Origin of the sequence: Enterococcus sp. DIV1059_2 (assembly GCF_051713685.1) — a bacterium.
Classification (GTDB): domain Bacteria; phylum Bacillota; class Bacilli; order Lactobacillales; family Enterococcaceae; genus Enterococcus_D; species Enterococcus_D casseliflavus.
The window spans coordinates 270,093-291,704 of the sequence record NZ_JBIOQK010000001.1; the positions used below are offsets into that span (position 1 = coordinate 270,093).

Sequence of the window (21,612 nt, forward strand, 5' to 3'; positions counted from 1 at the left end):
CAATATTATCGATGATAAGGGATGGGGAGCTGCGGCTCCCTACCTATCAAATATAAAAAATAAACTGCATTTTTAGGAGGAACATTTTAAAATGGCAAAAGAAAAATTTGACCGTTCTAAACCCCACGTAAACATTGGTACGATCGGACACGTTGACCATGGTAAAACTACACTTACAGCTGCTATCACAACTGTATTATCTAAAAAAGGTTTGGCTCAAGCTTCAGCTTACGACCAAATCGATGGCGCTCCAGAAGAACGCGAACGCGGAATCACTATCTCAACTGCTCACGTTGAGTACGAAACTGAAGCACGTCACTATGCTCACGTTGACTGCCCAGGACACGCGGACTACGTTAAAAACATGATCACTGGTGCTGCTCAAATGGACGGCGCGATCTTAGTAGTATCTGCTGCTGATGGTCCTATGCCTCAAACACGTGAACACATCTTGTTATCACGTAACGTTGGTGTACCATACATCGTTGTTTTCTTAAACAAAATGGATATGGTTGATGACGAAGAATTACTAGAATTAGTTGAAATGGAAGTTCGTGACTTATTGTCAGAATATGACTTCCCAGGCGACGATGTTCCTGTAATCGCTGGTTCTGCTTTGAAAGCTCTTGAAGGCGATGCTTCATACGAAGAAAAAATCATGGAATTAATGGCTGCAGTTGACGAATACGTTCCAACTCCAGAACGTGACACTGACAAACCATTCATGATGCCAGTCGAAGACGTATTCTCAATCACTGGACGTGGTACTGTTGCTACAGGCCGTGTTGAACGTGGACAAGTTCGCGTTGGTGACGAAGTTGAAATCGTTGGTATTGCTGAAGAAACTGCTAAAACAACTGTAACTGGTGTTGAAATGTTCCGTAAATTGTTAGACTATGCTGAAGCAGGGGATAACATTGGTGCATTGCTACGTGGTGTTGCTCGTGAAGACATCCAACGTGGACAAGTATTGGCTAAAGCTGGTACAATCACACCTCATACAAAATTTAAAGCTGAAGTTTACGTTTTAACAAAAGAAGAAGGTGGACGTCACACACCATTCTTCACTAACTACCGTCCTCAGTTCTACTTCCGTACAACTGACGTAACTGGTGTTGTTGAATTACCAGAAGGAACTGAAATGGTTATGCCTGGTGATAACGTAACAATCGACGTTGAATTGATCCACCCAATCGCTATCGAAGACGGAACTCGTTTCTCAATTCGTGAAGGCGGACGTACTGTTGGTTCAGGCGTTGTAACTTCAATCCAAGCTTAATTTGATTGATCGAAGAGCAAAAGCGTACGCGCTTTTGCTCTTTTTTTGACTCTTGTAGAAAAAAAGCCGCTCTCTCTAGCGTGGATGAATCCGTTACGGTTCATCGAAGCTAAAGAGAGCGGTGCTTTTTATTTTATTAGATTTTGCTTCTTCAAGAAGGCGTCAAATCCTTGGTCAGGACGATTGCTGTAAAAGCCAGCGAATTTTTCTGACCATGGTTTGGTCTCGCGGGCTTCTCCAAAAGCAGTCATCGTTTGATCGTACGCTTCGATCGCCTCATAAGAATAGTCCTGATAATGGTTGTAATGAATGACCGCTTCTTCTGGCAAGCGAGGTTTGACCTTCATTTCTACGATTGGTTTACCGATGCTCAAGCCAGCCACAGGATAGACATATTCTGGTAAGTGCAACAATTCAGCGATTTTGGCGCTGTCTTTGCGGACACTGCCAGAAATGACGGTGCCTAAGCCCAGTGATTCAGCAGCGATCGCACCAGATTGCAAAGCGATGCTGGCATCAGTGGTGGCGATCAATAGTGGCTGATAGCCCTCATCGATTGGATAGGGAGTCTGTTTTTCGTCAGCAACTTTTTTGGTTCGATTTAAATCAGCTAAAAATAGCAGAAAGAGTGAACTTGCTGCGATATGAGGATTGCCAGGATTCCATTCGACCATTTGTTGGCGAATCTGCGGGTCGTCGATCACTAAGATCGAATAGGCTTGCCCGTTCATCCAGCTAGGTGCTTGACGAGCCGCAGTCAAAATCGCGGTTACTTGCTCTTGGCTCAAGCGGTAGTCAGGGTCAAATTGTCGATAAGTGCGGTGATTGTGCAAAAGCTCAATGGTTTCGTTCATAGGTTTGCTCCTTTAACTGTTGGGTGATTTTTGTGAATCGTTCTTGAAATCGCGGTAAATCATCTTTGGCTAAGCGGGTATAGTTCAAACGCAAGCCATTCGTATCGTTACTGAAAAGAAACGCAGGTGCTACTAAGCAATCGTTCGCCAAAAAGAGTGACCAATCTTTGCGAGTCAATGTGCGGTGACGCCAAGTCAACCACAGGTAAAGACCACCTTTCGTCGACTGCCATTGCCAATCCTCCTGGAATGCCTGCAAGAGTTGGAGTAAGTCTTGCTGACGCTGGGCCATTTCTGCAAGCAGTGTCCGCTGTTGCTGGTGGTAATCAAGGGAGCGTAAGGCGATGTTGGCAAGGACTTGCGGGAAGATCGTGGTATCGATCGCCATCCGTTTTTTCGCTTGGGCAAATTGGTCGGCTAACGCTTCTGGCACCAAAAGCCAGCCGATTTTGATGGATGATCCTAGTAATTTGGAAAGCGAGCCTAAATAAATGACGGTTTCGGGAGCCATGGATTTTAGCTTGGGCGGTACTTTATCAAAAGCCAACTCGCTAAAAACATCGTCTTCTATGATCGGTACTTGGTAGGTCTGGCAAAGGCGGATGATCGCTTGGCGCCGATGGTCACTCATAGTATGACCCGTTGGATTTTGGAAGGTGGGATTCAGATAAACAAATTTGATCTTCTTTTCCTTCAACACTTTTTCCAATGCCGCAGGCCGTATCCCTTCGCTATCTTGCTTGATCCCGATCAGCTGGACATTCATCGTGGAAAACAAGGGGAGAGAGAACAAGAAAGAAGGGTCCTCTGTCGCGATGCAATCCCCCGCATGCAATAAGACTTGCATTAGCAAGGTGATTCCTTGTGTCGATCCAGCAGTGATCACTAGTTTTTGTCCGTTGGTGGGCAAATTGAAGGAATCAGCAAGGTGCTGCAATAAGATTTCTTGCAAAGGTTCATAACCCGTCGGTAATACTTTGGTGCTTTCCTTGCGAATCTCTTCCCAGGTAAAGGCAGGAAACGTGAAATCGGGGATCAGATCGGCAGGTAGATCACCTGTGTACAGATCCAGCACATCCTTCTCGGTGCGCAAATGCTGAATCTGTTGAACGTAAGGGTCTTGCTGCAGATAAGGGCTGCTTAAAGACGAGCGCAAATAAGAAAGTGGCGTTTGGCGGTTCCCCCAACGACCTTCCAATACACGAGAGCCGCTGCCTTGTTTTCGTTCGATCCATCCTAAGCTTTTCAATTCATCTAACGCTTTGACGACGGTGGAACGATTGACGCCAAAAGTCTGGGCGAGGCTGCGCTCTGGCGGCAAACGATCCCCAGGTCCATAGGTTCCCGCTTGGATCTCTTCGATAAAATGAGTCACGATCTGCTGGTAAATCGGTTGTTTCTTCTGTTTGTCGATACTTGATGAAGCCATCCTGCACCACCTTTTTCAATTGGATGGTTTAAAAATAAGCCAAATGGCTCTTTTCGTCAAGGGGAAGATTGACTATACTTAGCAAAAAGCACAAGGAGATGAGGAAGATGGAAAAAGTCCTATCAATTGCTGGGTCAGATTCAACCGGAGGTGCCGGTATCGAAGCAGATTTAAAAACATTTCAGGAATATGGTGTCTTTGGTTTTGCCACGATCGCTTCGATCGTCACGATGGACCCACAAGCAGGTTGGAGCCATGAAGTAACGGCGATGGAAACAGCGCTTGTCGAAAAACAAATGATCTCTGCTTTTGCAGGTGATCCGATGGATGCTCTAAAAACGGGCATGTTAGGCAATGAAGACAATATTGTCCAAGCTGCGCAGATGATCCAACAGCAGCAAGTCAAAAATGTGGTGATCGATCCTGTCATTGCTTGCAAAGGGACTGCAGAAATCTTACAGCCAAAAAGCGTCGATGCCATCATCACGCATTTGTTGCCGTTAGCAGATGTTGTCACCCCCAATTTAGTAGAAGCGGGGATTCTTTCAGGTTTGGGTGATTTGACGAGTGTGGAGGCCATGAAGCAAGCTGCTGAAAAAATCCATGAATTAGGTGCTAAATACGTCGTGATCAAAGGGGGGCATCGCTTGCCAGGAGCAAAAGCCATTGACCTCGTTTATGATGGGCAATCCTTCCTCTTGTTAGAAAGTGAAAAAATCGCTACCGATTTCAATCACGGGGCAGGCTGCACCTTTTCAGCAGCGATCGCTGCGGGTCTTGCAAAAGGCAAACCCGTCGTGGAAAGCGTTCGGTTAGCGAAAGCCTTTGTCACAGCGGCAATCAAAGAAGGAGTGGTGATCAATCCTTATGTGGGTCATGTGTGGCATGGTGCCTATACCCACGCCCAAGACCGTATGCAGGAGGAAGCGCCGCAATAGCAGGTTTTCTTCTATAATAAATGGGAAATGAAGAAGTGCTTAAAAGAAGCGGTCAACGCTTCTTTTTTTTTGTTACGAAACCAAAAGAAAATTTTCTGAAAGAAATGCAAAAGAATCCCGGTTTTTCCATAAAAAAAGCTTGCAATCAATGTTTATCCGTAATATAATCATAAAGGTGCTGTTTACGTAAATACGTAAGTCGCACTGGCAGCAAAGAAATTTTCTGCCGGCTACGAAACGAGAGGTTGCGACACGCCCGGACGCTTTGCCATGGACGAGCGTGACGGAAAATTTTCGTGGAGCTATGTCTACTTTTCAAAATAGGCGAAGGAGGGAAAACAATGGCAAAACAAAAAATTCGTATCCGTTTAAAAGCGTATGAACATCGTATTTTAGATCAATCAGCGGATAAAATCGTAGAAACTGCAAAGAGAACTGGAGCTGGCGTATCTGGTCCAATTCCATTACCAACTGAACGCAGCTTGTACACGATCATCCGTGCGACGCACAAATACAAAGATTCACGCGAACAATTCGAAATGCGTACACACAAACGTCTAATCGACATTGTGAATCCAACACCAAAAACTGTTGATGCTTTAATGAAGCTAGACTTGCCAAGCGGTGTTAATATCGAAATCAAACTATAATAATTAAGATGGAGGTGTAATCATGACCAAAGGAATCTTAGGGAAAAAAGTGGGAATGACTCAAATCTTCACTGAATCTGGCGAATTGATTCCAGTAACTGTAGTAGAAGCTACACCAAACGTAGTGCTACAAGTGAAAACAATCGAAAATGACGGCTACGAAGCAATTCAAGTCGGCTACCAAGATATGCGTGAAGTTTTGTCTAACAAACCTGCGAAAGGTCATGTTGCAAAAGCAAACACGGCTCCTAAGCGCTTCATTCGCGAATTCAAGAATGTAGAGCTAGAGGGCTTAGAAGTAGGATCAGAAATCAAAGTTGATATTTTTGAAGCAGGAGACATCATCGATGTAACCGGCACTTCGAAAGGTAAAGGATTCCAAGGCGTTATCAAACGTCACGGACAAAGCCGCGGACCAATGGCTCACGGTTCTCGTTACCACCGTCGTCCTGGATCAATGGGTCCAGTTGCACCTAACCGTGTATTCAAAAACAAACGTCTTGCTGGACGTATGGGCGGAAATCGCATCACGATCCAAAACTTGGAAATCGTACGCGTAGACGCAGAACGCAACGTTATCTTGATCAAAGGTAATGTACCTGGCGCGAAAAAATCATTGATTACAATCAAATCAGCTGTGAAAGCTAAATAAGTAGATAGGAAGAAAGGAGGAACTAAGGAATGCCGAATGTAGCATTATTCAAACAAGATGGAAGCCAAAATGGCGAAATTACATTGAACGAAGAAATCTTCGGAATCGAACCAAATGAATCAGTTGTCTATGATGCAATCATCATGCAACGCGCTTCATTAAGACAAGGAACACACGCTGTGAAAAACCGCAGTGCCGTTCGTGGCGGTGGCCGTAAACCATGGCGCCAAAAAGGAACTGGACGTGCCCGTCAAGGTTCAATCCGTTCACCACAATGGCGTGGAGGTGGCGTAGTCTTCGGACCAACACCACGTTCATACAGCTACAAACTTCCTAAAAAAGTTCGTCGCTTAGCAATGAAATCTGTATTGTCAGAAAAAGTTGCTTCAAATAACTTGGTAGCAGTAGAAGGATTAAGCTTTGATGCTCCAAAAACAAAAGAATTCAAACAAGTTTTAGCTAACTTGACAATTGACTCTAAAGTATTGGTAGTTTTAGAATCTGAAAACGACTTTGCCGCTTTATCTGCGCGCAACTTGCCAAAAGTTTCTGTAGTTACTGCTGATAACATTAGTGTTTTAGACATCGTTTCTAACGACAAAATGTTAGTGACACAAACTGCTCTTACTCAGATCGAGGAGGTGCTTGCATAATGAACTTACTAGACGTTATTAAACGCCCAGTGATCACTGAAAAATCAATGCTTGCCATGGATGACAAGAAATACACTTTTGAAGTGGACACAAAAGCTAACAAAACTTTAGTAAAACAAGCTGTAGAAGCTGCCTTTGACGGAGTGAAAGTGGCAAACGTGAACATCATCAACGTTCGTCCGAAATTCAAACGCATGGGTAAATATGCAGGATATACAAAAAAACGTCGCAAAGCTGTTGTGACTTTAACTGAAGATTCTAAAGAAATCCAAATTTTCGAAGCTGCTGAATAAGCAACTCACGCATAAACTTTACATGGGAGGGAAAAAGACGTGGCGATTAAAAAGTACAAACCTACCACGAACGGCCGTCGTAATATGACAAGTTCTGATTTCGCTGAAATCACAACTTCAACACCAGAAAAAACATTGTTAGCTCCTTTGAAAAACAATGCTGGTCGTAACAACAACGGACGTATCACGGTTCGTCATCAAGGTGGCGGTCACAAACGTCAATACCGTTTGATCGATTTCAAACGTAACAAAGACAACGTCGTTGCTACGGTTAAAACGATTGAATATGATCCAAACCGTTCTGCTAACATTGCGTTAGTACATTACGAGGATGGAGTAAAAGCATACATCTTAGCACCTAAAGGATTAGAAGTTGGCATGACTGTCGTTTCTGGTCCAGATGCAGATATTAAAGTAGGGAATGCATTACCATTAGAAAACATTCCAGTCGGTACTGTTATCCACAACATCGAAATGAAACCTGGTAAAGGTGGACAATTGATTCGTTCAGCTGGAACAAGTGCTCAAGTACTTGGTAAAGAAGGTAAATACGTATTGATCCGCTTGAACTCTGGTGAAGTACGAATGATCTTAGCATCATGTCGTGCAACAATCGGTTCTGTTGGTAATGAACAACACGAATTGATCAACATCGGTAAAGCCGGTCGTTCTCGTTGGATGCGCAAACGCCCAACTGTACGTGGTAGCGTAATGAACCCTAATGATCACCCACACGGTGGTGGTGAAGGTAAAGCACCAATCGGACGTAAAGCACCAGTTTCTCCTTGGGGACAACCTGCACTTGGTTACAAAACACGTAACAAAAAAGCAAAATCAGACAAACTTATCGTTCGTCGTCGTAAAACTAAGTAATATACTTGACCGTGTGTCGCACATTTTGAGAGGAGGTACACCATGGGTCGTAGTTTGAAAAAAGGACCTTTTGTCGATGACCATTTGATGAAAAAGGTCGAAGCACAAGAAGGCGCTGAAAAGAAAAAAGTGATCAAAACTTGGTCACGTCGTTCTACAATTTTCCCTAATTTTATCGGATTTACAATTGCTGTGTATGATGGACGGAAACATGTACCAGTTTACATCCAAGAAGACATGGTAGGACACAAATTAGGTGAATTTGCACCAACAAGAACTTATCGCGGACATGCTGCCGATGATAAGAAAACAAGACGCTAATTTTGAGGGGAGGATATCCAAAAATGGCAGAACAAATCACATCAGCGAAAGCAACTGCTAAAACAGTCCGCGTTTCTCCTCGTAAATCTCGTCTAGTTATTGACTTAATCAGAGGGAAAAGCGTTGCTGAAGCAATCGCGATCTTAAAGTTCACACCAAATAAAGCAGCTGGAATCATCGAGAAAGTCTTGATGTCAGCTATTGCCAATGCAGAAAATAATTTTGACTTAGATGTTGAAAACTTGATTGTTTCTGAAGCATTCGTAAACGAAGGACCAACGATGAAACGTTTCCGTCCACGTGCGAAAGGTTCAGCTTCACCGATCAACAAACGTACAAGTCATATTACTGTAGTCGTATCAGAAAAATAAGGAGGGACAATCAGTGGGTCAAAAAGTACATCCAATTGGAATGCGTGTAGGCATCATCCGTGACTGGGATGCTAAATGGTATGCTGAAAAAGAGTATGCTGAATTTCTACATGAAGATTTGAAAATCCGTAAATTTATCGCATCTAAACTTGCTGATGCCGCTGTGTCTACAGTTGAGATCGAGCGTGCAGCAAACCGCGTGAATATTTCAATCCACACAGCTAAACCAGGTATGGTTATCGGTAAAGGCGGATCTGAAGTCGAAAACCTAAGAAAAGAATTAAATAGCCTAACTGGCAAACGAGTTCACATCAACATCGTTGAAATCAAAAAACCAGATTTAGATGCTAAATTAGTAGGCGAAGGAATCGCACGTCAATTAGAAAACCGTGTTGCTTTCCGTCGTGCTCAAAAACAAGCGATCCAACGCACAATGCGTTCTGGCGCTAAAGGAATCAAAACACAAGTTTCTGGCCGTCTAAATGGTGCGGATATCGCTCGTTCAGAAGGTTACTCAGAAGGAACCGTTCCACTTCATACATTACGTGCGGACATCGATTACGCATGGGAAGAAGCAGATACAACATACGGAAAACTAGGAGTTAAAGTGTGGATTTATCGTGGAGAAGTTCTTCCAACTAAAAAGAACACTGAGAAAGGAGGGAAATAAACATGTTAGTACCTAAACGTGTAAAACACCGTCGTGAGTTCCGCGGAAAAATGCGTGGCGAAGCGAAAGGCGGAAAAGAAGTAGCATTCGGTGAATACGGCTTACAAGCTGTTGAATCACACTGGATCACAAACCGTCAAATCGAAGCTGCCCGTATCGCAATGACTCGTTATATGAAACGTGGCGGGAAAGTATGGATCAAAATTTTCCCTCACAAATCTTATACTGCCAAAGCTATCGGGGTACGTATGGGTTCTGGTAAAGGGGCTCCTGAAGGATGGGTATCACCAGTTAAACGTGGTAAAATCATGTTTGAAATTGCCGGTGTACCTGAAGAAGTTGCGCGCGAAGCGCTACGTCTTGCTTCTCACAAATTACCAGTGAAAACGAAGATCGTAAAACGTGAGGAAATGGGTGGTGAATCGAATGAAGGTTAAAGAAATCAGAGAATTAACCACTGCCGAAATGCTAGATCAAGAAAAACAATTGAAAGAAGAATTGTTCAATCTTAGATTCCAATTAGCAACAGGTCAATTAGAAAACACTGCACGTATCAAAGAAGTACGTAAATCGATTGCACGCATTAAAACAGTATTGCGTGAACAAGCTAAGTAATAGTGGAAGGAGGCCATTTAGCGTATGACTGAAGAAAGAAATCAACGCAAAGTTTACCAAGGTCGCGTGGTATCAGACAAAATGGATAAAACTATCACTGTTGTCGTTGAAACAAAGAAAAACCACCCTATCTACGGCAAACGTCTGAACTATTCTAAGAAATACAAAGCACACGATGAAAACAACGAAGCAAAAGTTGGCGATATCGTGAAAATTATGGAAACTCGTCCATTATCAGCTACGAAACGTTTCCGTCTAGTAGAGATTGTTGAAAAGGCAGTGATTATCTAATCACACGAGATTTTCCTATATAGATTGTGAATTGCAAAATCTGAAAGGAGGATACACATCGTGATCCAAGCAGAAAGCCGATTAAGAGTGGCGGACAACTCAGGTGCCCGTGAAATTCTAACGATCAAAGTCCTTGGCGGATCTGGTCGTAAAACTGCCAATATTGGTGACGTGATTGTTGCTACGGTTAAACAAGCAACGCCAGGTGGGGTTGTCAAAAAAGGTGACGTCGTTAAAGCCGTTATCGTTCGTACTAAATCAGGAGCTCGTCGTACAGACGGTTCATACATCAAATTCGATGAAAATGCTGCGGTTATTATCCGTGACGATAAGAGCCCTCGTGGAACTCGTATCTTTGGCCCAGTTGCCCGCGAATTGCGTGAAGGCAACTTTATGAAGATCGTTTCCCTAGCACCAGAAGTATTGTAATAGTGATTCTTATCTAAAGGAGGTGCGAAACAAACATGTTTGTTAAAAAAGGCGATAAAGTTAAAGTTATCACTGGTAAAGACAAAAACAAAGAAGGCGTTGTGCTAGCAGCGTTTCCTAAAAAAGACAAAGTCGTTGTTGAAGGTGTCAATGTTGTCAAAAAACACCAAAAACCTTCTCAAACTGCTCCTCAAGGCGGAATCGTTGAAATGGAAGCACCAATTCATGTTTCTAACGTGATGGTGGTTGATCCATCGAACGGTGAAGCTACGCGTGTCGGTTACAAAGAAGTTGACGGCAAAAAAGTCCGCGTTTCTAAGAAAACCGGAGAAGTTCTTGATAAATAATCTGATGAAGGAAGGAGGGGCTAACAGATGAACCGCCTTAAAGAAAAATATTCAAAAGAAGTTGTCCCATCATTAATGGACAAATTTAACTACAGCTCAATCATGGAAGCACCAAAAGTTGATAAAATCGTTATCAACATGGGTGTCGGTGACGCTGTTTCTAATGCTAAAAACTTAGACAAAGCTGTTGAAGAATTACAATTGATCTCAGGTCAAAAACCATTGATCACAAAAGCGAAAAAATCTATCGCAGGATTCCGTTTACGTGAAGGAATGCCAATCGGTGCGAAAGTAACACTACGCGGCGAAAGAATGTATGAATTCTTAGATAAACTAGTAAGTGTGTCATTGCCACGTGTCCGTGACTTCCACGGTGTGAGCAAAAAAGCGTTCGACGGACGCGGAAACTACACTTTAGGTATCAAAGAACAATTGATTTTCCCTGAAGTAGATTATGATTTGATCGACAAAGTACGTGGTATGGATATCGTGATTGTAACAACAGCAAACACAGATGAAGAATCTCGTGAATTGTTGACACAATTAGGCATGCCATTCCAAAAATAAAAAAAGGAGGCGAACTACGTGGCTAAAAAATCAATGATTGCTAAAAACAAACGCCCTGCTAAATTCTCAACGCAAGAATACACTCGTTGTGAACGTTGCGGACGTCCACATTCAGTTTATCGTAAATTTCATCTTTGCCGTATTTGCTTCCGCGAACTTGCCTATAAAGGACAAATTCCCGGCGTGAAGAAAGCTAGCTGGTAAACTATACTCGCATAAAGGAGGTAAATTATCCCATGGTCATGACAGATCCAATTGCAGATTTTCTAACGCGCGTGCGTAACGCAAACATGGTTAAACACGAAAGCCTAGAAGTACCTGCTTCAAAAATCAAACGTGATATCGCTGAAATCTTGAAACGTGAAGGTTTCGTCCGCGATGTTGAATACATTGAAGATGACAAACAAGGCGTGATCCGCGTATTTCTTAAATACGGTAAAAACGGTGAACGTGTTATCACAAACTTAAAACGTATCTCTAAACCAGGCTTGCGTGCTTATGTCAAAGCTGACGAAGTACCAAAAGTATTGAATGGTCTAGGAATCGCGATTATCTCAACTTCTGACGGTGTAATCACTGACAAAGAAGCTAGAGCAAAAAATGTTGGCGGCGAAGTAGTCGCTTATGTATGGTAATTTAAAATATTCCACAAGGAGGTGCCTCTAAGTGAGTCGTATCGGTAATAAGATCGTCGTTCTTCCTGCTGGTGTTGAAATCAAGCAAAACGGAAACGACATTACAGTTAAAGGACCTAAAGGTGAATTAACACGTACTTTCTCTTCTGATATCACAATGAATATCGAAGGAAACGAAGTAACATTCACTCGTCCAAATGATAGTAAAGAAATGAAAACTATCCACGGAACTACCCGTGCAAACTTCAACAACATGGTTGTTGGTGTTTCTGAAGGTTTCCAAAAAGCGTTAGAATTAATCGGGGTTGGGTACCGTGCTCAATTACAAGGGAAAAAACTTGTATTGAACGTTGGTTACTCTCATCCAGTTGAAATCGAAGCGCCAGCTGGAATCGAAATCGAAGTTCCTTCAAACACTTCTGTGATCGTTAAAGGATCAGATAAAGAAGTCGTTGGCGAATTGGCTGCCAATATCCGTGGCGTTCGTCCTCCAGAACCTTATAAAGGCAAAGGAATTCGTTATGTTGGCGAATTTGTACGCCGTAAAGAAGGTAAAACTGGTAAATAGTCGTAATTCTTTACGACTAGCAGCTTAGGCTAGCAAAATTAAAAGAGGTGACAAATTGTGATTACAAAACCAGATAAAAACAAGACACGTCAGAAAAGACATCGTCGTGTACGTAACAAAATCTCTGGTACTGCTGAGTGCCCACGCTTAAACGTGTTCCGTTCGAACAAAAACATCTACGCACAAGTAATTGATGACGTAGCGGGTGTGACGCTAGCAAGTGCCTCTGCCTTAGACAAAGAAGTTTCAGGTGCAACAAAAACTGAACAAGCACAAGCTGTCGGTAAATTAGTCGCAGAACGTGCAGCAGCAAAAGGTATTAAAGTAGTAGTCTTTGACCGTGGTGGATACCTTTACCATGGCCGTGTAGCAGCTTTAGCTGAAGCAGCTCGCGAAAATGGACTGGAATTTTAAGAGAAGGAGGAACACCATTCATGGTTTATATTGATCCAAAACATTTGGAATTAGAAGACCGCGTTGTTGCGATCAACCGTGTAACTAAAGTTGTTAAAGGTGGACGTCGTCTACGTTTTGCTGCATTAGTTGTTGTCGGTGACAAAAACGGACACGTAGGTTTCGGTACTGGTAAAGCACAAGAAGTACCAGAAGCAATCCGTAAAGCAATCGAAGACGCGAAGAAAAACTTGGTGGAAGTACCAATGGTTGGTTCTACAATCCCTCACGAAGTTATCGGTGTATTCGGCGGCGGACGCATCCTTATGAAACCTGCTGTAGAAGGTTCTGGGGTAGCTGCTGGTGGACCAGTTCGTGCCGTATTGGAATTAGCTGGGGTAGCTGATATCACATCTAAATCTTTAGGTTCTAACACACCAATCAACGTTGTTCGCGCAACAGTTGAAGGTTTAAAACAATTAAAACGCGCTGAAGAAGTGGCAGCACTTCGCGGCAAATCAGTAGAAGAATTAATCGGTTAAGGAGGACACTATAATGGCTGAATTGAAAATTACTTTAAAACGCAGTATTATCGGACGTCCCCAAAACCAACGTGATACTGTAAAAGCGTTAGGTCTTACAAAGTTGAATTCAACAGTTGTAAAACCTGCTAATGATGCAATCAAAGGCATGGTTAACACTGTTTCTCACTTAGTGGACGTTGAAGAGGTCTAAGGATCAGCAGATCTAGTTTGATTAAGGAGGTGCCAAACCTATGAAACTTCATGAATTAAAACCATCAGAAGGCTCACGCCAAGTACGTAACCGTGTCGGTCGAGGAACTTCATCTGGTAACGGTAAAACAGCTGGACGTGGACAAAAAGGTCAAAAAGCTCGTTCAGGCGGCGGAGTACGTCTAGGATTCGAAGGTGGACAAACACCATTGTTCCGTCGTTTACCAAAACGTGGCTTTACAAATGTGAACCGCAAAGAATATGCAGTCATCAATCTTGATGTCTTGAACCGCTTTGAAGACGGTGCTGAAGTAACACCTGTTGCTTTACACGAAGCTGGAATCGTCAAAGACGAAAAAGCTGGAATCAAAGTATTAGCTAACGGAGAATTAACGAAGAAATTGACTGTGAAAGCAGCTAAATTCTCAAAAGCAGCTGAAGAAGCAATCGTTGCTGCTGGTGGATCAATCGAGGTGATCTAATGATCAGACTATTGAAGGATGCCTTTAAGGTTAAGGATATTAGATCCAGAATATTGTTCACCGTCTTAATCTTGTTTGTCTTTCGTCTGGGAACACATATTACTGTGCCAGGCGTAGACGCAAGTCGCCTAAATACCATCGCGGATCTACCATTTTTAAACATGTTAAACTTGGTAAGTGGTGGCGCCATGCAACAATTTTCGATTTTCTCGATGGGGGTTTCGCCTTACATCACTGCCTCAATTGTTATTCAGTTGTTGCAGATGGATATCGTCCCTAAATTTGTTGAATGGTCGAAACAAGGTGAAGTGGGTCGTAAGAAACTAAATCAGGCAACACGTTACTTGACGTTGGTATTGGGCTTTGTCCAATCCATGACATTAACGGCTGGATTTAACTATTACACTCAACTCGGGTTTGTAAACAATCCTAATATGGCAACCTATATCGTGATCGGTCTGATTTTAACAGCCGGAACGATGTTAGTCACTTGGTTAGGAGAGCAGATCACCGAGCGTGGTATCGGAAACGGTGTGTCAATGATCATCTTTGCAGGGATCATTTCACGCTTACCAGCAAGCATCAAAGAATTGATTGAAGATTACTTCATTAACGTGGATCAATCGGATATCTGGCTAAATGCTATCTTTATGGCGCTGCTTGTGATCGCTGTGTTGATCGTCATTACTTTAGTAACGTATGTTCAACAAGCAGAACGCAAGATTCCGATCCAATATACAAAACGGGTAGCAGGAGCGCCTACCAGCAGTTACCTTCCTTTGAAAGTAAATGCTGCCGGGGTTATCCCAGTTATCTTTGCCAGTTCTTTTATTACAACACCAAATGCGATCATTCAAGCATTAGGTAGTTCATATAGAGGAGAAACTTGGTACGAAGTGGTGCAAACGATCTTTAGTTACAACACTGTACCGGGTGCGATCATCTATACTGTCTTGATCGTTGCGTTTACTTTCTTCTACGCATTTGTTCAAGTGAACCCTGAGAAATTAGCGGAAAACTTGCAAAAACAAGGAAGTTACATTCCGAGTGTGCGTCCTGGTAAAGGAACCGAAGAATATGTATCACGTTTGTTGATGCGATTAAGCACGGTTGGATCGATCTTTTTAGGATTGGTTGCTTTACTTCCAATCATCGCTCAGATGGCTTGGAATCTACCGCAATCGATCGGTCTAGGTGGAACGAGTCTATTGATCATTATCGGTGTGGCACTTGATACTGCCAAGCAGTTAGAAGGGCTTATGCTGAAACGGAAATATACTGGTTTCATCAATTAAAGTTATTGAAGTGTTGAGGATTTCCTCAACACTATTCAAAAACTTACAGGAGGAATTAGAATGAACTTCATTTTAATGGGATTACCTGGTGCTGGAAAAGGTACTCAGGCAGAACGTATCGTTGCTGAATACGGTCTTCCTCATATTTCAACAGGCGATATGTTTCGGGCTGCGATGGCGAACGAAACAGAACTAGGCCTTAAAGCAAAATCATACATGGATCAAGGCGCATTAGTTCCTGATGAGGTTACAAATGGGATCGTTAAAGAACGTTTAGCTGAACCTGATACCGAGAAAGGTTTCTTATTAGATGGTTTTCCTCGTACATTGGATCAAGCAAAAGCGTTAGATGAGATGCTAGCTGACCTTAACAAAAAACTTGATGCCGTTATTGATATTCATGTTCCTGAAGAAGTTCTTGTAGAACGTTTAGCCGGCCGCTTCATGTGCCGCAATTGTGGGGCAACTTATCATAAATTGTTCAATCCTCCAAAAGAGGAAGGAACATGTGATCGTTGTGGAAGTCATGACTTCTACCAACGTGAAGATGATAAGCCTGAGACGGTCAAAAATCGTCTAGCTGTCAATATCAAAAGCAGTGAACCAATTTTGACTTATTACAAAGACAAAGGGTTATTGCAATCGATTGATGGGGATCGCGACATCGACGCTGTATTCGAAGATGTTCAAAAGATCATTGACTAATCATAGATTGCCCGAGTCCAACTTGCAGCTTAAAACTTTCTCTTGAAATCTTTGACAGGATATGATAGAATATGTCAGTCCGACTTCTACTTTTTATTAAGTAGGAGCATAGTTTGAGAATATCAGGTGGGAACCGAGTTTCCGCCATTTTATCGTGTGAAAATCACAAGTACAAGGAGGTACTGTGCGTGGCAAAAGAAGATATGATTGAAGTCGAAGGTACAGTCGTCGAAACTTTGCCGAATGCAATGTTTAAAGTAGAATTGGAAAACGGACACCAAGTTCTAGCGACCGTTTCTGGTAAGATCCGGATGCACTACATTCGTATTTTACCTGGAGACAAAGTGACGGTGGAATTATCCCCGTATGATCTGAACCGTGGCCGCATTACTTATCGCTTTAAATAATTGTACTCCGTAAAACCACAGGAGGTATTATCATGAAAGTAAGACCATCAGTAAAACCAATGTGCGAACATTGTAAAGTAATTCGTCGTAAAGGACGCGTTATGGTGATTTGCCCAGCAAATCCAAAACATAAACAACGTCAAGGATAATCGGAGGTGTAACAAATATGGCTCGTATTGCAGGAGTAGATATTCCTCGTGATAAACGTGTGGTCGTTTCACTTACTTATATCTATGGTATTGGTAACACGACTGCAAAACAAATTTTAGCTGACGCTGGCGTGTCTGAAGAAGTTCGCGTTCGTGATTTAACGAATGAACAAACAGATGCTATCCGTGCGGAAGTTGATAAATTAAAAGTTGAAGGTGACCTTCGTCGTGAAGTGAACTTAAACATCAAACGATTGATGGAAATCGGTTCTTACCGTGGAATCCGTCATCGCCGTGGATTGCCAGTTCGTGGACAAAACACGAAAAACAATGCACGTACTCGTAAAGGCCCGTCTAAAACAGTCGCAGGCAAGAAAAAATAATTCCTAAGTGAAGGAGGTTAAAACTTCATGGCAGCAAAAAAAGTGAGTCGTAAACGCCGTGTGAAAAAGAATATTGAAGCGGGTATTGCACATATTCACTCAACATTCAATAATACAATCGTAATGATCACTGATACTCATGGTAATGCATTAGCATGGTCATCAGCTGGTTCATTAGGTTTCAAAGGAAGCAAAAAATCTACTCCTTTTGCCGCTCAAATGGCAGCAGAAACAGCTACCAAAGCAGCAATGGAACACGGATTAAGAACTGTTGAAGTAACAGTTAAAGGACCTGGTTCTGGACGTGAAGCAGCAATTCGTTCATTACAAGCAGCAGGTTTGGAAGTGAGTGCGATCCGTGACGTGACTCCAGTCCCTCATAATGGATGCCGCCCTCCAAAACGCCGTCGTGTTTAATGAGTGCTGCTCATTTTGAGTGTAACAAATACGTCATTGAACAAGACACTTTTCGTTTTGAAAGGGGTAATAGATAAGAATGATTGAATTCGAAAAACCAAGAATCGCAAAGATTGATGAAGACAAAGATTATGGCAAGTTCATCGTGGAACCTCTTGAAAGAGGCTACGGAACTACACTAGGAAATTCCCTACGTCGTATTTTATTATCTTCTTTACCTGGTGCGGCAATCACCAATATTCAAATCGATGGAGTTTTACACGAATTCTCAACTGTTAAGGGTGTTCGGGAAGACGTTGCTCAAATCATCTTGAATATTAAAGGTCTTGCATTGAAAATGTACGGGGATGAAGAAAAGACCCTTGAAATTGATATTTCAGGACCTGCTACAGTAACTGCTGGCGATATCATCGTTGATAGTGATGTAGAAATCCTTAACAAAGATATGTATATCTGTACCGTTTCTGAAGGTGCTACGTTCCATGCTCGCTTAACAGTGAAACCTGGCCGCGGCTACGTTCAAGCGGACGAAAACAAAAAAGAAGACATGCCGATCGGCGTTCTTCCAGTCGATTCAATCTATACACCAGTACGTCGTGTCAACTACCAAGTAGAAAACACACGTGTCGGTCGTCGGGATGATTTCGACAAATTAACGATGGAAATATGGACTGATGGCTCAATCGAACCATTGGAAGCAATGAGTTTGTCTGCGAAGATCATGACTGAACATTTAGACATCTTTGTTAACCTAACGGATGAAGCGAAAAACGCTGAAATCATGGTTGAGAAAGAAGAAACACAAAAAGAAAAAATGTTGGAAATGACGATCGAAGAATTAGACTTATCTGTTCGTTCATACAACTGTCTAAAACGTGCAGGAATCAATACTGTACAAGAATTGACAAACAAATCTGAACCAGAAATGATCAAAGTAAGAAACTTAGGCCGCAAATCTCTTGAAGAGGTCAAAGTGAAATTACATGATTTAGGTTTAGGACTACGTAAAGACGATTAAACCGTTTTCGATTACGTTAGTTCGGTTCGTCTGACCGATACAACATTCGAAAGTGAAGGAGGGAAACCACGTGAGTTATCGTAAACTAGGACGCACATCTAGCCAACGTAAAGCGATGTTGCGTGATTTGACAACTGATTTATTCATTAACGAACGTATCGTTACGACTGAAGCTCGTGCGAAAGAAGTTCGTTCAACTGCAGAAAAAATGATCACTTTAGGTAAACGTGGTGATTTGCATGCACGTCGTCAAGCAGCAGCATTCGTTCGTAATGAAGTTGCAAGTGTACGTGAAGAAAACGAAGAAGTAGTTATTGAATCAGCATTACAAAAATTATTCAATGATATCGCTCCTCGTTACACAGATCGCCAAGGTGGATATACTCGTATCTTGAAAACAGAACCAAGACGCGGAGATGCTGCACCAATGGTTATCCTAGAACTTGTTTAAAATCACACTTATCATCACTTTATAGATGTTTACTAAGAGTGTTATGATGTTGGAAGAAACTTTCCGAGTCTAGCTCAGCGCCTACACCTCGATGTATTTCGAGGTGTACGCACTCATCATAAAGTGCTTTTTTTTTACTTTCGATTACCTGTCAAGACAGGTAATGGCAAGTGAAAAAAAGATCTGGAGACAAATCGTGCGTGAATCATTGAAAAACGTGCGCTTTTTTGGTAGTGTTAGAAAGAATTAATCGCAAATGAAGGAGTCTATCATGAAGCCAATCATTGAATTGAATGCTATTACTGTGCGTTATAGCGAAGAAGAGCGTGCCGCGTTAAATAACGTATCCTTTTCCATCAACAAAGGGGAATGGGTGGCGTTGATCGGCCATAACGGCTCTGGTAAATCAACTTTAGCAAAAACCATCAATGGCTTGATCTTGCCGCAAGAGGGCAGTGTTTCTGTCGGCGAATTGCCTTTGAATGAAGAAAATATCTGGAATATTCGAAAAATGGTCGGTATGGTCTTTCAAAACCCTGACAATCAATTCGTTGGTTCGACGGTGGAAGATGATGTGGCTTTCGGTTTGGAAAATCAAGGAATCCCGCGAGAAGAAATGCTGGTTCGTGTCAAAGACGCTCTGGAACAAGTACGGATGAGCGAGTTTGCGACCCGGGAACCCGCGCGTCTTTCTGGTGGTCAAAAACAGCGGGTAGCCATTGCGGGCGTCGTTGCATTGCGCCCAGATATCATCATTCTTGATGAAGCCACTAGTATGCTAGATCCAGAAGGCCGTGAAGAAGTGATCGCAACGATCAAAAAAATCAAAGAGAAAAACAATTTGACCGTGTTATCGATCACCCATGATATCGATGAAGCAGCCAATGCCAATCGGGTGCTGGTGATGCGTCAAGGAGAGCTCGTCCGCGAAGGGACACCCGCAGAGATTTTTTCTGCAGGTCCAGAACTGATTGAGCTAGGCTTAGATCTGCCATTTCCTGAAAAATTAAAGGCGGCACTAAAACAGCGGGGCGTCACGGTACCGCAAGCGTACTTAACTGAAGAAGGGATGGTGGATTGGCTATGGACATCCGTTTTGAACAAGTAGGATTCACCTACCAACCGCATTCTCCGTTTGAACAGCGGGTTTTGTTCGATATCGATTTAGAGATCAAAGAAGGCTCTTATACCGCCTTAGTCGGTCATACAGGGAGCGGAAAATCTACGTTGCTGCAGCACTTGAATGCATTATTAAAACCAACGACTGGCACGGTCACGATCGGTGAGCGAGTCATCAAACCCGAGACAGATAACAAAAATCTAAAACCGTTACGTAAAAAAGTCGGGATCGTTTTTCAATTTCCTGAATCCCAATTATTTGAAGAAACTGTTGCGAGAGATATCGCTTTTGGACCGAAAAACTTTGGGGTCTCCGAAGAAGCAGCCAAAGGTTTAGCCCAAGAATACATTCAATTAGTAGGTTTAGATGAAAGTTTTCTGGAACGTTCACCATTTGACCTTTCAGGGGGCCAAATGCGCCGTGTAGCGATTGCAGGGGTCTTGGCTATGGAACCAGAAGTTTTGGTCTTAGACGAGCCGACAGCTGGCTTAGATCCACAAGGACGCAAAGAGATGATGGAAATGTTTGATCGCCTGCATCGGGAAAAGAACATGACGATCATTTTAGTGACCCACTTGATGGATGATGTGGCAAACTTTGCTGATTATGTCTATGTGTTAGAAAAAGGACGTCTCGTCAAAGCAGGCACGCCGTCCGTTGTGTTTCAAGATACTGCCTGGCTGCAAGAAAAGCAGTTGGGTGTACCGACAGCAACCGCATTTGCGGAGCAACTACAAGCCAGAGGATTGGCATTTGAGCAGTTGCCGCTAACAGCTGATGAGCTGGCAGATGTTTTAGTAGCAAAGGGGGCGACTGCCCATGATGAATAAACTGATTTTCGGTCGTTTTATTCCTGGGGACTCCTTGATCCACCGTTTAGATCCACGAGTCAAATTGATTGCTAGTTTTTATTTTATCGCGATTATCTTTTTGGCGAATAATTGGCAAAGCTATTTATTAGCGGGTGCTTTTACGCTCTTTTGTATCTCCTTTTCAAAAATCGATTTTGGCTTCTTTATTCGAGGCGTGCGACCTTTGATTTGGCTGATTTTGTTTACTGTGGCGTTACAGATTTTGTTTACTACCGGCGGCGACGTCTACTGGTCTTGGTGGATCTTTAACATTACAGAATTTGGTGTCCAAAACGGGATTTTTATTTTTTGCCGTTTTGTTTTGATCATTTTCATGTCGACCTTGTTGACGTTAACGACGCCTCCATTAGAGCTTTCAGATGCGATCGAATACATTTTGCGTCCGTTAAAAGCGATCCGTTTCCCTGTCCATGAAATCTCACTGATGCTGTCGATCGCGTTGCGCTTTGTGCCAACCTTGATGGATGAAACAGAAAAAATCATGAATGCTCAGCGTGCCCGCGGGGTCGATTTCGGCGAAGGGGGACTGTTGCAGAAGATGAAGGCGATCGTTCCTTTATTGATTCCTTTATTTGTCAGCAGCTTTAACCGTGCGGAAGATCTAGCTACCGCTATGGAAGCCAGAGGCTATCAAGGCGGCGAAGGGCGTACGAAGTATCGGATTTTGCACTGGCATCAACGGGACACATTGGTTGTCATCGTTTTTGCGCTCTTTACAGTCGCGTTAGTGTTCTTACGAGGATAATCGAAG

The 21,612-nt window shown here is 42.8% G+C and carries 36 protein-coding genes; 34 read left to right on the plus strand and 2 right to left on the minus strand.

Annotated elements, in window-relative coordinates; all coding sequences use genetic code 11:
* Positions 1-91: 91 nt before the first annotated feature.
* Entirely contained in the window at positions 92-1,279 is a 1,188-nt protein-coding gene (tuf, locus tag IGI72_RS01280) for an elongation factor Tu (protein ID WP_005226902.1), read from the plus strand.
* Between the two features lie 128 nt (positions 1,280-1,407).
* Here the strand turns inward: tuf and IGI72_RS01285 are convergent, their stop codons facing one another.
* Entirely contained in the window at positions 1,408-2,133 is a 726-nt protein-coding gene (locus IGI72_RS01285; protein WP_015508810.1) for a nitroreductase family protein, read from the minus strand.
* Positions 2,117-3,562, minus strand: coding sequence for a PLP-dependent aminotransferase family protein (locus IGI72_RS01290; protein ID WP_438752771.1), 1,446 nt, complete (start codon positions 3,560-3,562; stop codon positions 2,117-2,119). The genes IGI72_RS01285 and IGI72_RS01290 overlap by 17 nt, the downstream gene beginning before the upstream one ends.
* A gap of 107 nt (positions 3,563-3,669) precedes the next feature.
* Between IGI72_RS01290 and thiD the strand changes: the two genes are divergently transcribed.
* The 33 genes from thiD (at position 3,670) to IGI72_RS01455 (ending at position 21,606) form a co-directional block, all read left to right on the plus strand.
* A complete protein-coding gene (gene thiD, locus IGI72_RS01295) occupies positions 3,670-4,500 on the plus strand; it encodes a bifunctional hydroxymethylpyrimidine kinase/phosphomethylpyrimidine kinase (RefSeq protein ID WP_010748615.1) in 831 nt (276 codons plus the stop codon).
* Positions 4,501-4,841: 341 nt separating this feature from the next.
* Entirely contained in the window at positions 4,842-5,150 is a 309-nt protein-coding gene (rpsJ, locus tag IGI72_RS01300; RefSeq protein ID WP_003127966.1) for a 30S ribosomal protein S10, read from the plus strand.
* Positions 5,151-5,172: 22 nt separating this feature from the next.
* Positions 5,173-5,802: a 50S ribosomal protein L3 gene (gene rplC, locus IGI72_RS01305; RefSeq protein ID WP_003127967.1), complete on the plus strand. Its 630-nt coding sequence runs from the start codon at positions 5,173-5,175 to the stop codon at positions 5,800-5,802.
* Between the two features lie 29 nt (positions 5,803-5,831).
* The gene (gene rplD, locus IGI72_RS01310) at positions 5,832-6,455 is read left to right on the plus strand and encodes a 50S ribosomal protein L4 (RefSeq protein ID WP_005226910.1); all 624 of its coding nucleotides are present in this window, start codon (positions 5,832-5,834) and stop codon (positions 6,453-6,455) included.
* Positions 6,455-6,748: a 50S ribosomal protein L23 gene (locus IGI72_RS01315; RefSeq protein ID WP_005226911.1), complete on the plus strand. Its 294-nt coding sequence runs from the start codon at positions 6,455-6,457 to the stop codon at positions 6,746-6,748. The genes rplD and IGI72_RS01315 overlap by 1 nt, the downstream gene beginning before the upstream one ends.
* Positions 6,749-6,787: 39 nt before the next feature.
* Entirely contained in the window at positions 6,788-7,621 is an 834-nt protein-coding gene (gene rplB, locus IGI72_RS01320) for a 50S ribosomal protein L2 (RefSeq protein ID WP_005226912.1), read from the plus strand.
* A 42-nt stretch (positions 7,622-7,663) separates the two neighbouring features.
* Positions 7,664-7,942 (plus strand): 30S ribosomal protein S19, encoded by a 279-nt coding sequence (gene rpsS, locus IGI72_RS01325; RefSeq protein ID WP_005226914.1) that lies wholly within the window; start codon positions 7,664-7,666, stop codon positions 7,940-7,942.
* A gap of 23 nt (positions 7,943-7,965) precedes the next feature.
* Positions 7,966-8,313, plus strand: coding sequence for a 50S ribosomal protein L22 (gene rplV / locus IGI72_RS01330; protein ID WP_003127973.1), 348 nt, complete (start codon positions 7,966-7,968; stop codon positions 8,311-8,313).
* 13 nt (positions 8,314-8,326) lie between these two features.
* Entirely contained in the window at positions 8,327-8,983 is a 657-nt protein-coding gene (rpsC, locus tag IGI72_RS01335) for a 30S ribosomal protein S3 (RefSeq protein ID WP_005226916.1), read from the plus strand.
* A 2-nt stretch (positions 8,984-8,985) separates the two neighbouring features.
* Positions 8,986-9,420 carry a 50S ribosomal protein L16 gene (gene rplP, locus IGI72_RS01340; protein ID WP_005226918.1) on the plus strand — a complete coding sequence of 145 codons (435 nt, stop codon included), beginning with the start codon at positions 8,986-8,988 and terminating at the stop codon, positions 9,418-9,420.
* The gene (rpmC, locus tag IGI72_RS01345; RefSeq protein ID WP_002288664.1) at positions 9,410-9,598 is read left to right on the plus strand and encodes a 50S ribosomal protein L29; all 189 of its coding nucleotides are present in this window, start codon (positions 9,410-9,412) and stop codon (positions 9,596-9,598) included. Before rplP ends, rpmC begins: the two co-directional genes overlap by 11 nt.
* A 24-nt stretch (positions 9,599-9,622) precedes the next feature.
* A complete protein-coding gene (gene rpsQ, locus IGI72_RS01350) occupies positions 9,623-9,889 on the plus strand; it encodes a 30S ribosomal protein S17 (RefSeq protein WP_003128005.1) in 267 nt (88 codons plus the stop codon).
* Positions 9,890-9,949: 60 nt separating this feature from the next.
* The gene (gene rplN, locus IGI72_RS01355; RefSeq protein WP_003128006.1) at positions 9,950-10,318 is read left to right on the plus strand and encodes a 50S ribosomal protein L14; all 369 of its coding nucleotides are present in this window, start codon (positions 9,950-9,952) and stop codon (positions 10,316-10,318) included.
* Between the two features lie 35 nt (positions 10,319-10,353).
* Entirely contained in the window at positions 10,354-10,665 is a 312-nt protein-coding gene (gene rplX, locus IGI72_RS01360) for a 50S ribosomal protein L24 (RefSeq protein ID WP_003128007.1), read from the plus strand.
* A 27-nt stretch (positions 10,666-10,692) separates the two neighbouring features.
* The gene (gene rplE / locus IGI72_RS01365) at positions 10,693-11,232 is read left to right on the plus strand and encodes a 50S ribosomal protein L5 (RefSeq protein ID WP_005227088.1); all 540 of its coding nucleotides are present in this window, start codon (positions 10,693-10,695) and stop codon (positions 11,230-11,232) included.
* 18 nt (positions 11,233-11,250) lie between these two features.
* On the plus strand, positions 11,251-11,436 hold the full coding sequence (locus IGI72_RS01370) for a type Z 30S ribosomal protein S14 (RefSeq protein WP_003128010.1): 186 nt from the start codon (positions 11,251-11,253) through the stop codon (positions 11,434-11,436).
* Between the two features lie 32 nt (positions 11,437-11,468).
* Entirely contained in the window at positions 11,469-11,867 is a 399-nt protein-coding gene (gene rpsH, locus IGI72_RS01375; protein ID WP_005227093.1) for a 30S ribosomal protein S8, read from the plus strand.
* A 31-nt stretch (positions 11,868-11,898) separates the two neighbouring features.
* Positions 11,899-12,435, plus strand: a complete 537-nt coding sequence (gene rplF / locus IGI72_RS01380) for a 50S ribosomal protein L6 (RefSeq protein ID WP_005227095.1) — start codon at positions 11,899-11,901, stop codon at positions 12,433-12,435.
* A 57-nt stretch (positions 12,436-12,492) separates the two neighbouring features.
* Positions 12,493-12,849 (plus strand): 50S ribosomal protein L18, encoded by a 357-nt coding sequence (gene rplR, locus IGI72_RS01385; protein ID WP_005227097.1) that lies wholly within the window; start codon positions 12,493-12,495, stop codon positions 12,847-12,849.
* A 20-nt stretch (positions 12,850-12,869) separates the two neighbouring features.
* Positions 12,870-13,370, plus strand: coding sequence for a 30S ribosomal protein S5 (gene rpsE, locus IGI72_RS01390; protein WP_003128014.1), 501 nt, complete (start codon positions 12,870-12,872; stop codon positions 13,368-13,370).
* A gap of 13 nt (positions 13,371-13,383) precedes the next feature.
* The gene (rpmD, locus tag IGI72_RS01395; RefSeq protein ID WP_003128015.1) at positions 13,384-13,563 is read left to right on the plus strand and encodes a 50S ribosomal protein L30; all 180 of its coding nucleotides are present in this window, start codon (positions 13,384-13,386) and stop codon (positions 13,561-13,563) included.
* A 40-nt stretch (positions 13,564-13,603) separates the two neighbouring features.
* A complete protein-coding gene (rplO, locus tag IGI72_RS01400; RefSeq protein ID WP_003128016.1) occupies positions 13,604-14,044 on the plus strand; it encodes a 50S ribosomal protein L15 in 441 nt (146 codons plus the stop codon).
* Complete coding sequence (secY, locus tag IGI72_RS01405) at positions 14,044-15,339, plus strand: preprotein translocase subunit SecY (protein WP_005227099.1); 1,296 nt, start codon at positions 14,044-14,046, stop codon at positions 15,337-15,339. Before rplO ends, secY begins: the two co-directional genes overlap by 1 nt.
* Before the next feature lie 60 nt (positions 15,340-15,399).
* On the plus strand, positions 15,400-16,044 hold the full coding sequence (locus IGI72_RS01410; protein WP_005227100.1) for an adenylate kinase: 645 nt from the start codon (positions 15,400-15,402) through the stop codon (positions 16,042-16,044).
* 188 nt (positions 16,045-16,232) lie between these two features.
* Complete coding sequence (gene infA, locus IGI72_RS01415) at positions 16,233-16,451, plus strand: translation initiation factor IF-1 (protein WP_002288695.1); 219 nt, start codon at positions 16,233-16,235, stop codon at positions 16,449-16,451.
* Positions 16,452-16,483: 32 nt separating this feature from the next.
* Positions 16,484-16,600, plus strand: coding sequence for a 50S ribosomal protein L36 (gene rpmJ, locus IGI72_RS01420; RefSeq protein ID WP_002288710.1), 117 nt, complete (start codon positions 16,484-16,486; stop codon positions 16,598-16,600).
* Between the two features lie 17 nt (positions 16,601-16,617).
* Entirely contained in the window at positions 16,618-16,983 is a 366-nt protein-coding gene (gene rpsM / locus IGI72_RS01425) for a 30S ribosomal protein S13 (protein ID WP_005227102.1), read from the plus strand.
* 27 nt (positions 16,984-17,010) lie between these two features.
* Positions 17,011-17,400, plus strand: a complete 390-nt coding sequence (gene rpsK / locus IGI72_RS01430; RefSeq protein ID WP_005227104.1) for a 30S ribosomal protein S11 — start codon at positions 17,011-17,013, stop codon at positions 17,398-17,400.
* Positions 17,401-17,479: 79 nt separating this feature from the next.
* Complete coding sequence (locus IGI72_RS01435) at positions 17,480-18,418, plus strand: DNA-directed RNA polymerase subunit alpha (protein WP_008376367.1); 939 nt, start codon at positions 17,480-17,482, stop codon at positions 18,416-18,418.
* Between the two features lie 70 nt (positions 18,419-18,488).
* Positions 18,489-18,869: a 50S ribosomal protein L17 gene (gene rplQ / locus IGI72_RS01440; RefSeq protein WP_003128038.1), complete on the plus strand. Its 381-nt coding sequence runs from the start codon at positions 18,489-18,491 to the stop codon at positions 18,867-18,869.
* A 271-nt stretch (positions 18,870-19,140) separates the two neighbouring features.
* Positions 19,141-19,977, plus strand: a complete 837-nt coding sequence (locus tag IGI72_RS01445) for an energy-coupling factor ABC transporter ATP-binding protein (protein ID WP_005227109.1) — start codon at positions 19,141-19,143, stop codon at positions 19,975-19,977.
* Positions 19,953-20,819 carry an energy-coupling factor ABC transporter ATP-binding protein gene (locus IGI72_RS01450; RefSeq protein WP_438752774.1) on the plus strand — a complete coding sequence of 289 codons (867 nt, stop codon included), beginning with the start codon at positions 19,953-19,955 and terminating at the stop codon, positions 20,817-20,819. Before IGI72_RS01445 ends, IGI72_RS01450 begins: the two co-directional genes overlap by 25 nt.
* Positions 20,809-21,606: an energy-coupling factor transporter transmembrane component T family protein gene (locus IGI72_RS01455; protein ID WP_005227113.1), complete on the plus strand. Its 798-nt coding sequence runs from the start codon at positions 20,809-20,811 to the stop codon at positions 21,604-21,606. The genes IGI72_RS01450 and IGI72_RS01455 overlap by 11 nt, the downstream gene beginning before the upstream one ends.
* The last annotated feature ends 6 nt before the right edge of the window (positions 21,607-21,612 follow it).

Excerpts from the sequence above, each read along its gene's own strand:
- rplO (WP_003128016.1), top strand. The coding sequence starts at position 13,604 with ATGAAACTTCATGAATTAAAACCATCAGAAGGCTCACGCCAAGTACGT.
- rpsH (WP_005227093.1), top strand. The coding sequence starts at position 11,469 with ATGGTCATGACAGATCCAATTGCAGATTTTCTAACGCGCGTGCGTAAC.
- thiD (WP_010748615.1), top strand. The coding sequence starts at position 3,670 with ATGGAAAAAGTCCTATCAATTGCTGGGTCAGATTCAACCGGAGGTGCC.
- rpsS (WP_005226914.1), top strand. The coding sequence starts at position 7,664 with ATGGGTCGTAGTTTGAAAAAAGGACCTTTTGTCGATGACCATTTGATG.
- rpsK (WP_005227104.1), top strand. The coding sequence starts at position 17,011 with ATGGCAGCAAAAAAAGTGAGTCGTAAACGCCGTGTGAAAAAGAATATT.
- rpmJ (WP_002288710.1), top strand. The coding sequence starts at position 16,484 with ATGAAAGTAAGACCATCAGTAAAACCAATGTGCGAACATTGTAAAGTA.
- rpsQ (WP_003128005.1), top strand. The coding sequence starts at position 9,623 with ATGACTGAAGAAAGAAATCAACGCAAAGTTTACCAAGGTCGCGTGGTA.
- IGI72_RS01435 (WP_008376367.1), top strand. The coding sequence starts at position 17,480 with ATGATTGAATTCGAAAAACCAAGAATCGCAAAGATTGATGAAGACAAA.
- rpsM (WP_005227102.1), top strand. The coding sequence starts at position 16,618 with ATGGCTCGTATTGCAGGAGTAGATATTCCTCGTGATAAACGTGTGGTC.
- rplD (WP_005226910.1), top strand. The coding sequence starts at position 5,832 with ATGCCGAATGTAGCATTATTCAAACAAGATGGAAGCCAAAATGGCGAA.
- IGI72_RS01290 (WP_438752771.1), bottom strand. The coding sequence starts at position 3,562 with ATGGCTTCATCAAGTATCGACAAACAGAAGAAACAACCGATTTACCAG.
- IGI72_RS01285 (WP_015508810.1), bottom strand. The coding sequence starts at position 2,133 with ATGAACGAAACCATTGAGCTTTTGCACAATCACCGCACTTATCGACAA.
- IGI72_RS01450 (WP_438752774.1), top strand. The coding sequence starts at position 19,953 with ATGGACATCCGTTTTGAACAAGTAGGATTCACCTACCAACCGCATTCT.
- IGI72_RS01445 (WP_005227109.1), top strand. The coding sequence starts at position 19,141 with ATGAAGCCAATCATTGAATTGAATGCTATTACTGTGCGTTATAGCGAA.
- tuf (WP_005226902.1), top strand. The coding sequence starts at position 92 with ATGGCAAAAGAAAAATTTGACCGTTCTAAACCCCACGTAAACATTGGT.
- rplP (WP_005226918.1), top strand. The coding sequence starts at position 8,986 with ATGTTAGTACCTAAACGTGTAAAACACCGTCGTGAGTTCCGCGGAAAA.
- rpsJ (WP_003127966.1), top strand. The coding sequence starts at position 4,842 with ATGGCAAAACAAAAAATTCGTATCCGTTTAAAAGCGTATGAACATCGT.
- rpmC (WP_002288664.1), top strand. The coding sequence starts at position 9,410 with ATGAAGGTTAAAGAAATCAGAGAATTAACCACTGCCGAAATGCTAGAT.
- rpmD (WP_003128015.1), top strand. The coding sequence starts at position 13,384 with ATGGCTGAATTGAAAATTACTTTAAAACGCAGTATTATCGGACGTCCC.
- IGI72_RS01410 (WP_005227100.1), top strand. The coding sequence starts at position 15,400 with ATGAACTTCATTTTAATGGGATTACCTGGTGCTGGAAAAGGTACTCAG.
- rplX (WP_003128007.1), top strand. The coding sequence starts at position 10,354 with ATGTTTGTTAAAAAAGGCGATAAAGTTAAAGTTATCACTGGTAAAGAC.
- IGI72_RS01315 (WP_005226911.1), top strand. The coding sequence starts at position 6,455 with ATGAACTTACTAGACGTTATTAAACGCCCAGTGATCACTGAAAAATCA.
- rplE (WP_005227088.1), top strand. The coding sequence starts at position 10,693 with ATGAACCGCCTTAAAGAAAAATATTCAAAAGAAGTTGTCCCATCATTA.
- rplV (WP_003127973.1), top strand. The coding sequence starts at position 7,966 with ATGGCAGAACAAATCACATCAGCGAAAGCAACTGCTAAAACAGTCCGC.
- IGI72_RS01455 (WP_005227113.1), top strand. The coding sequence starts at position 20,809 with ATGATGAATAAACTGATTTTCGGTCGTTTTATTCCTGGGGACTCCTTG.
- secY (WP_005227099.1), top strand. The coding sequence starts at position 14,044 with ATGATCAGACTATTGAAGGATGCCTTTAAGGTTAAGGATATTAGATCC.
- rpsE (WP_003128014.1), top strand. The coding sequence starts at position 12,870 with ATGGTTTATATTGATCCAAAACATTTGGAATTAGAAGACCGCGTTGTT.
- rplC (WP_003127967.1), top strand. The coding sequence starts at position 5,173 with ATGACCAAAGGAATCTTAGGGAAAAAAGTGGGAATGACTCAAATCTTC.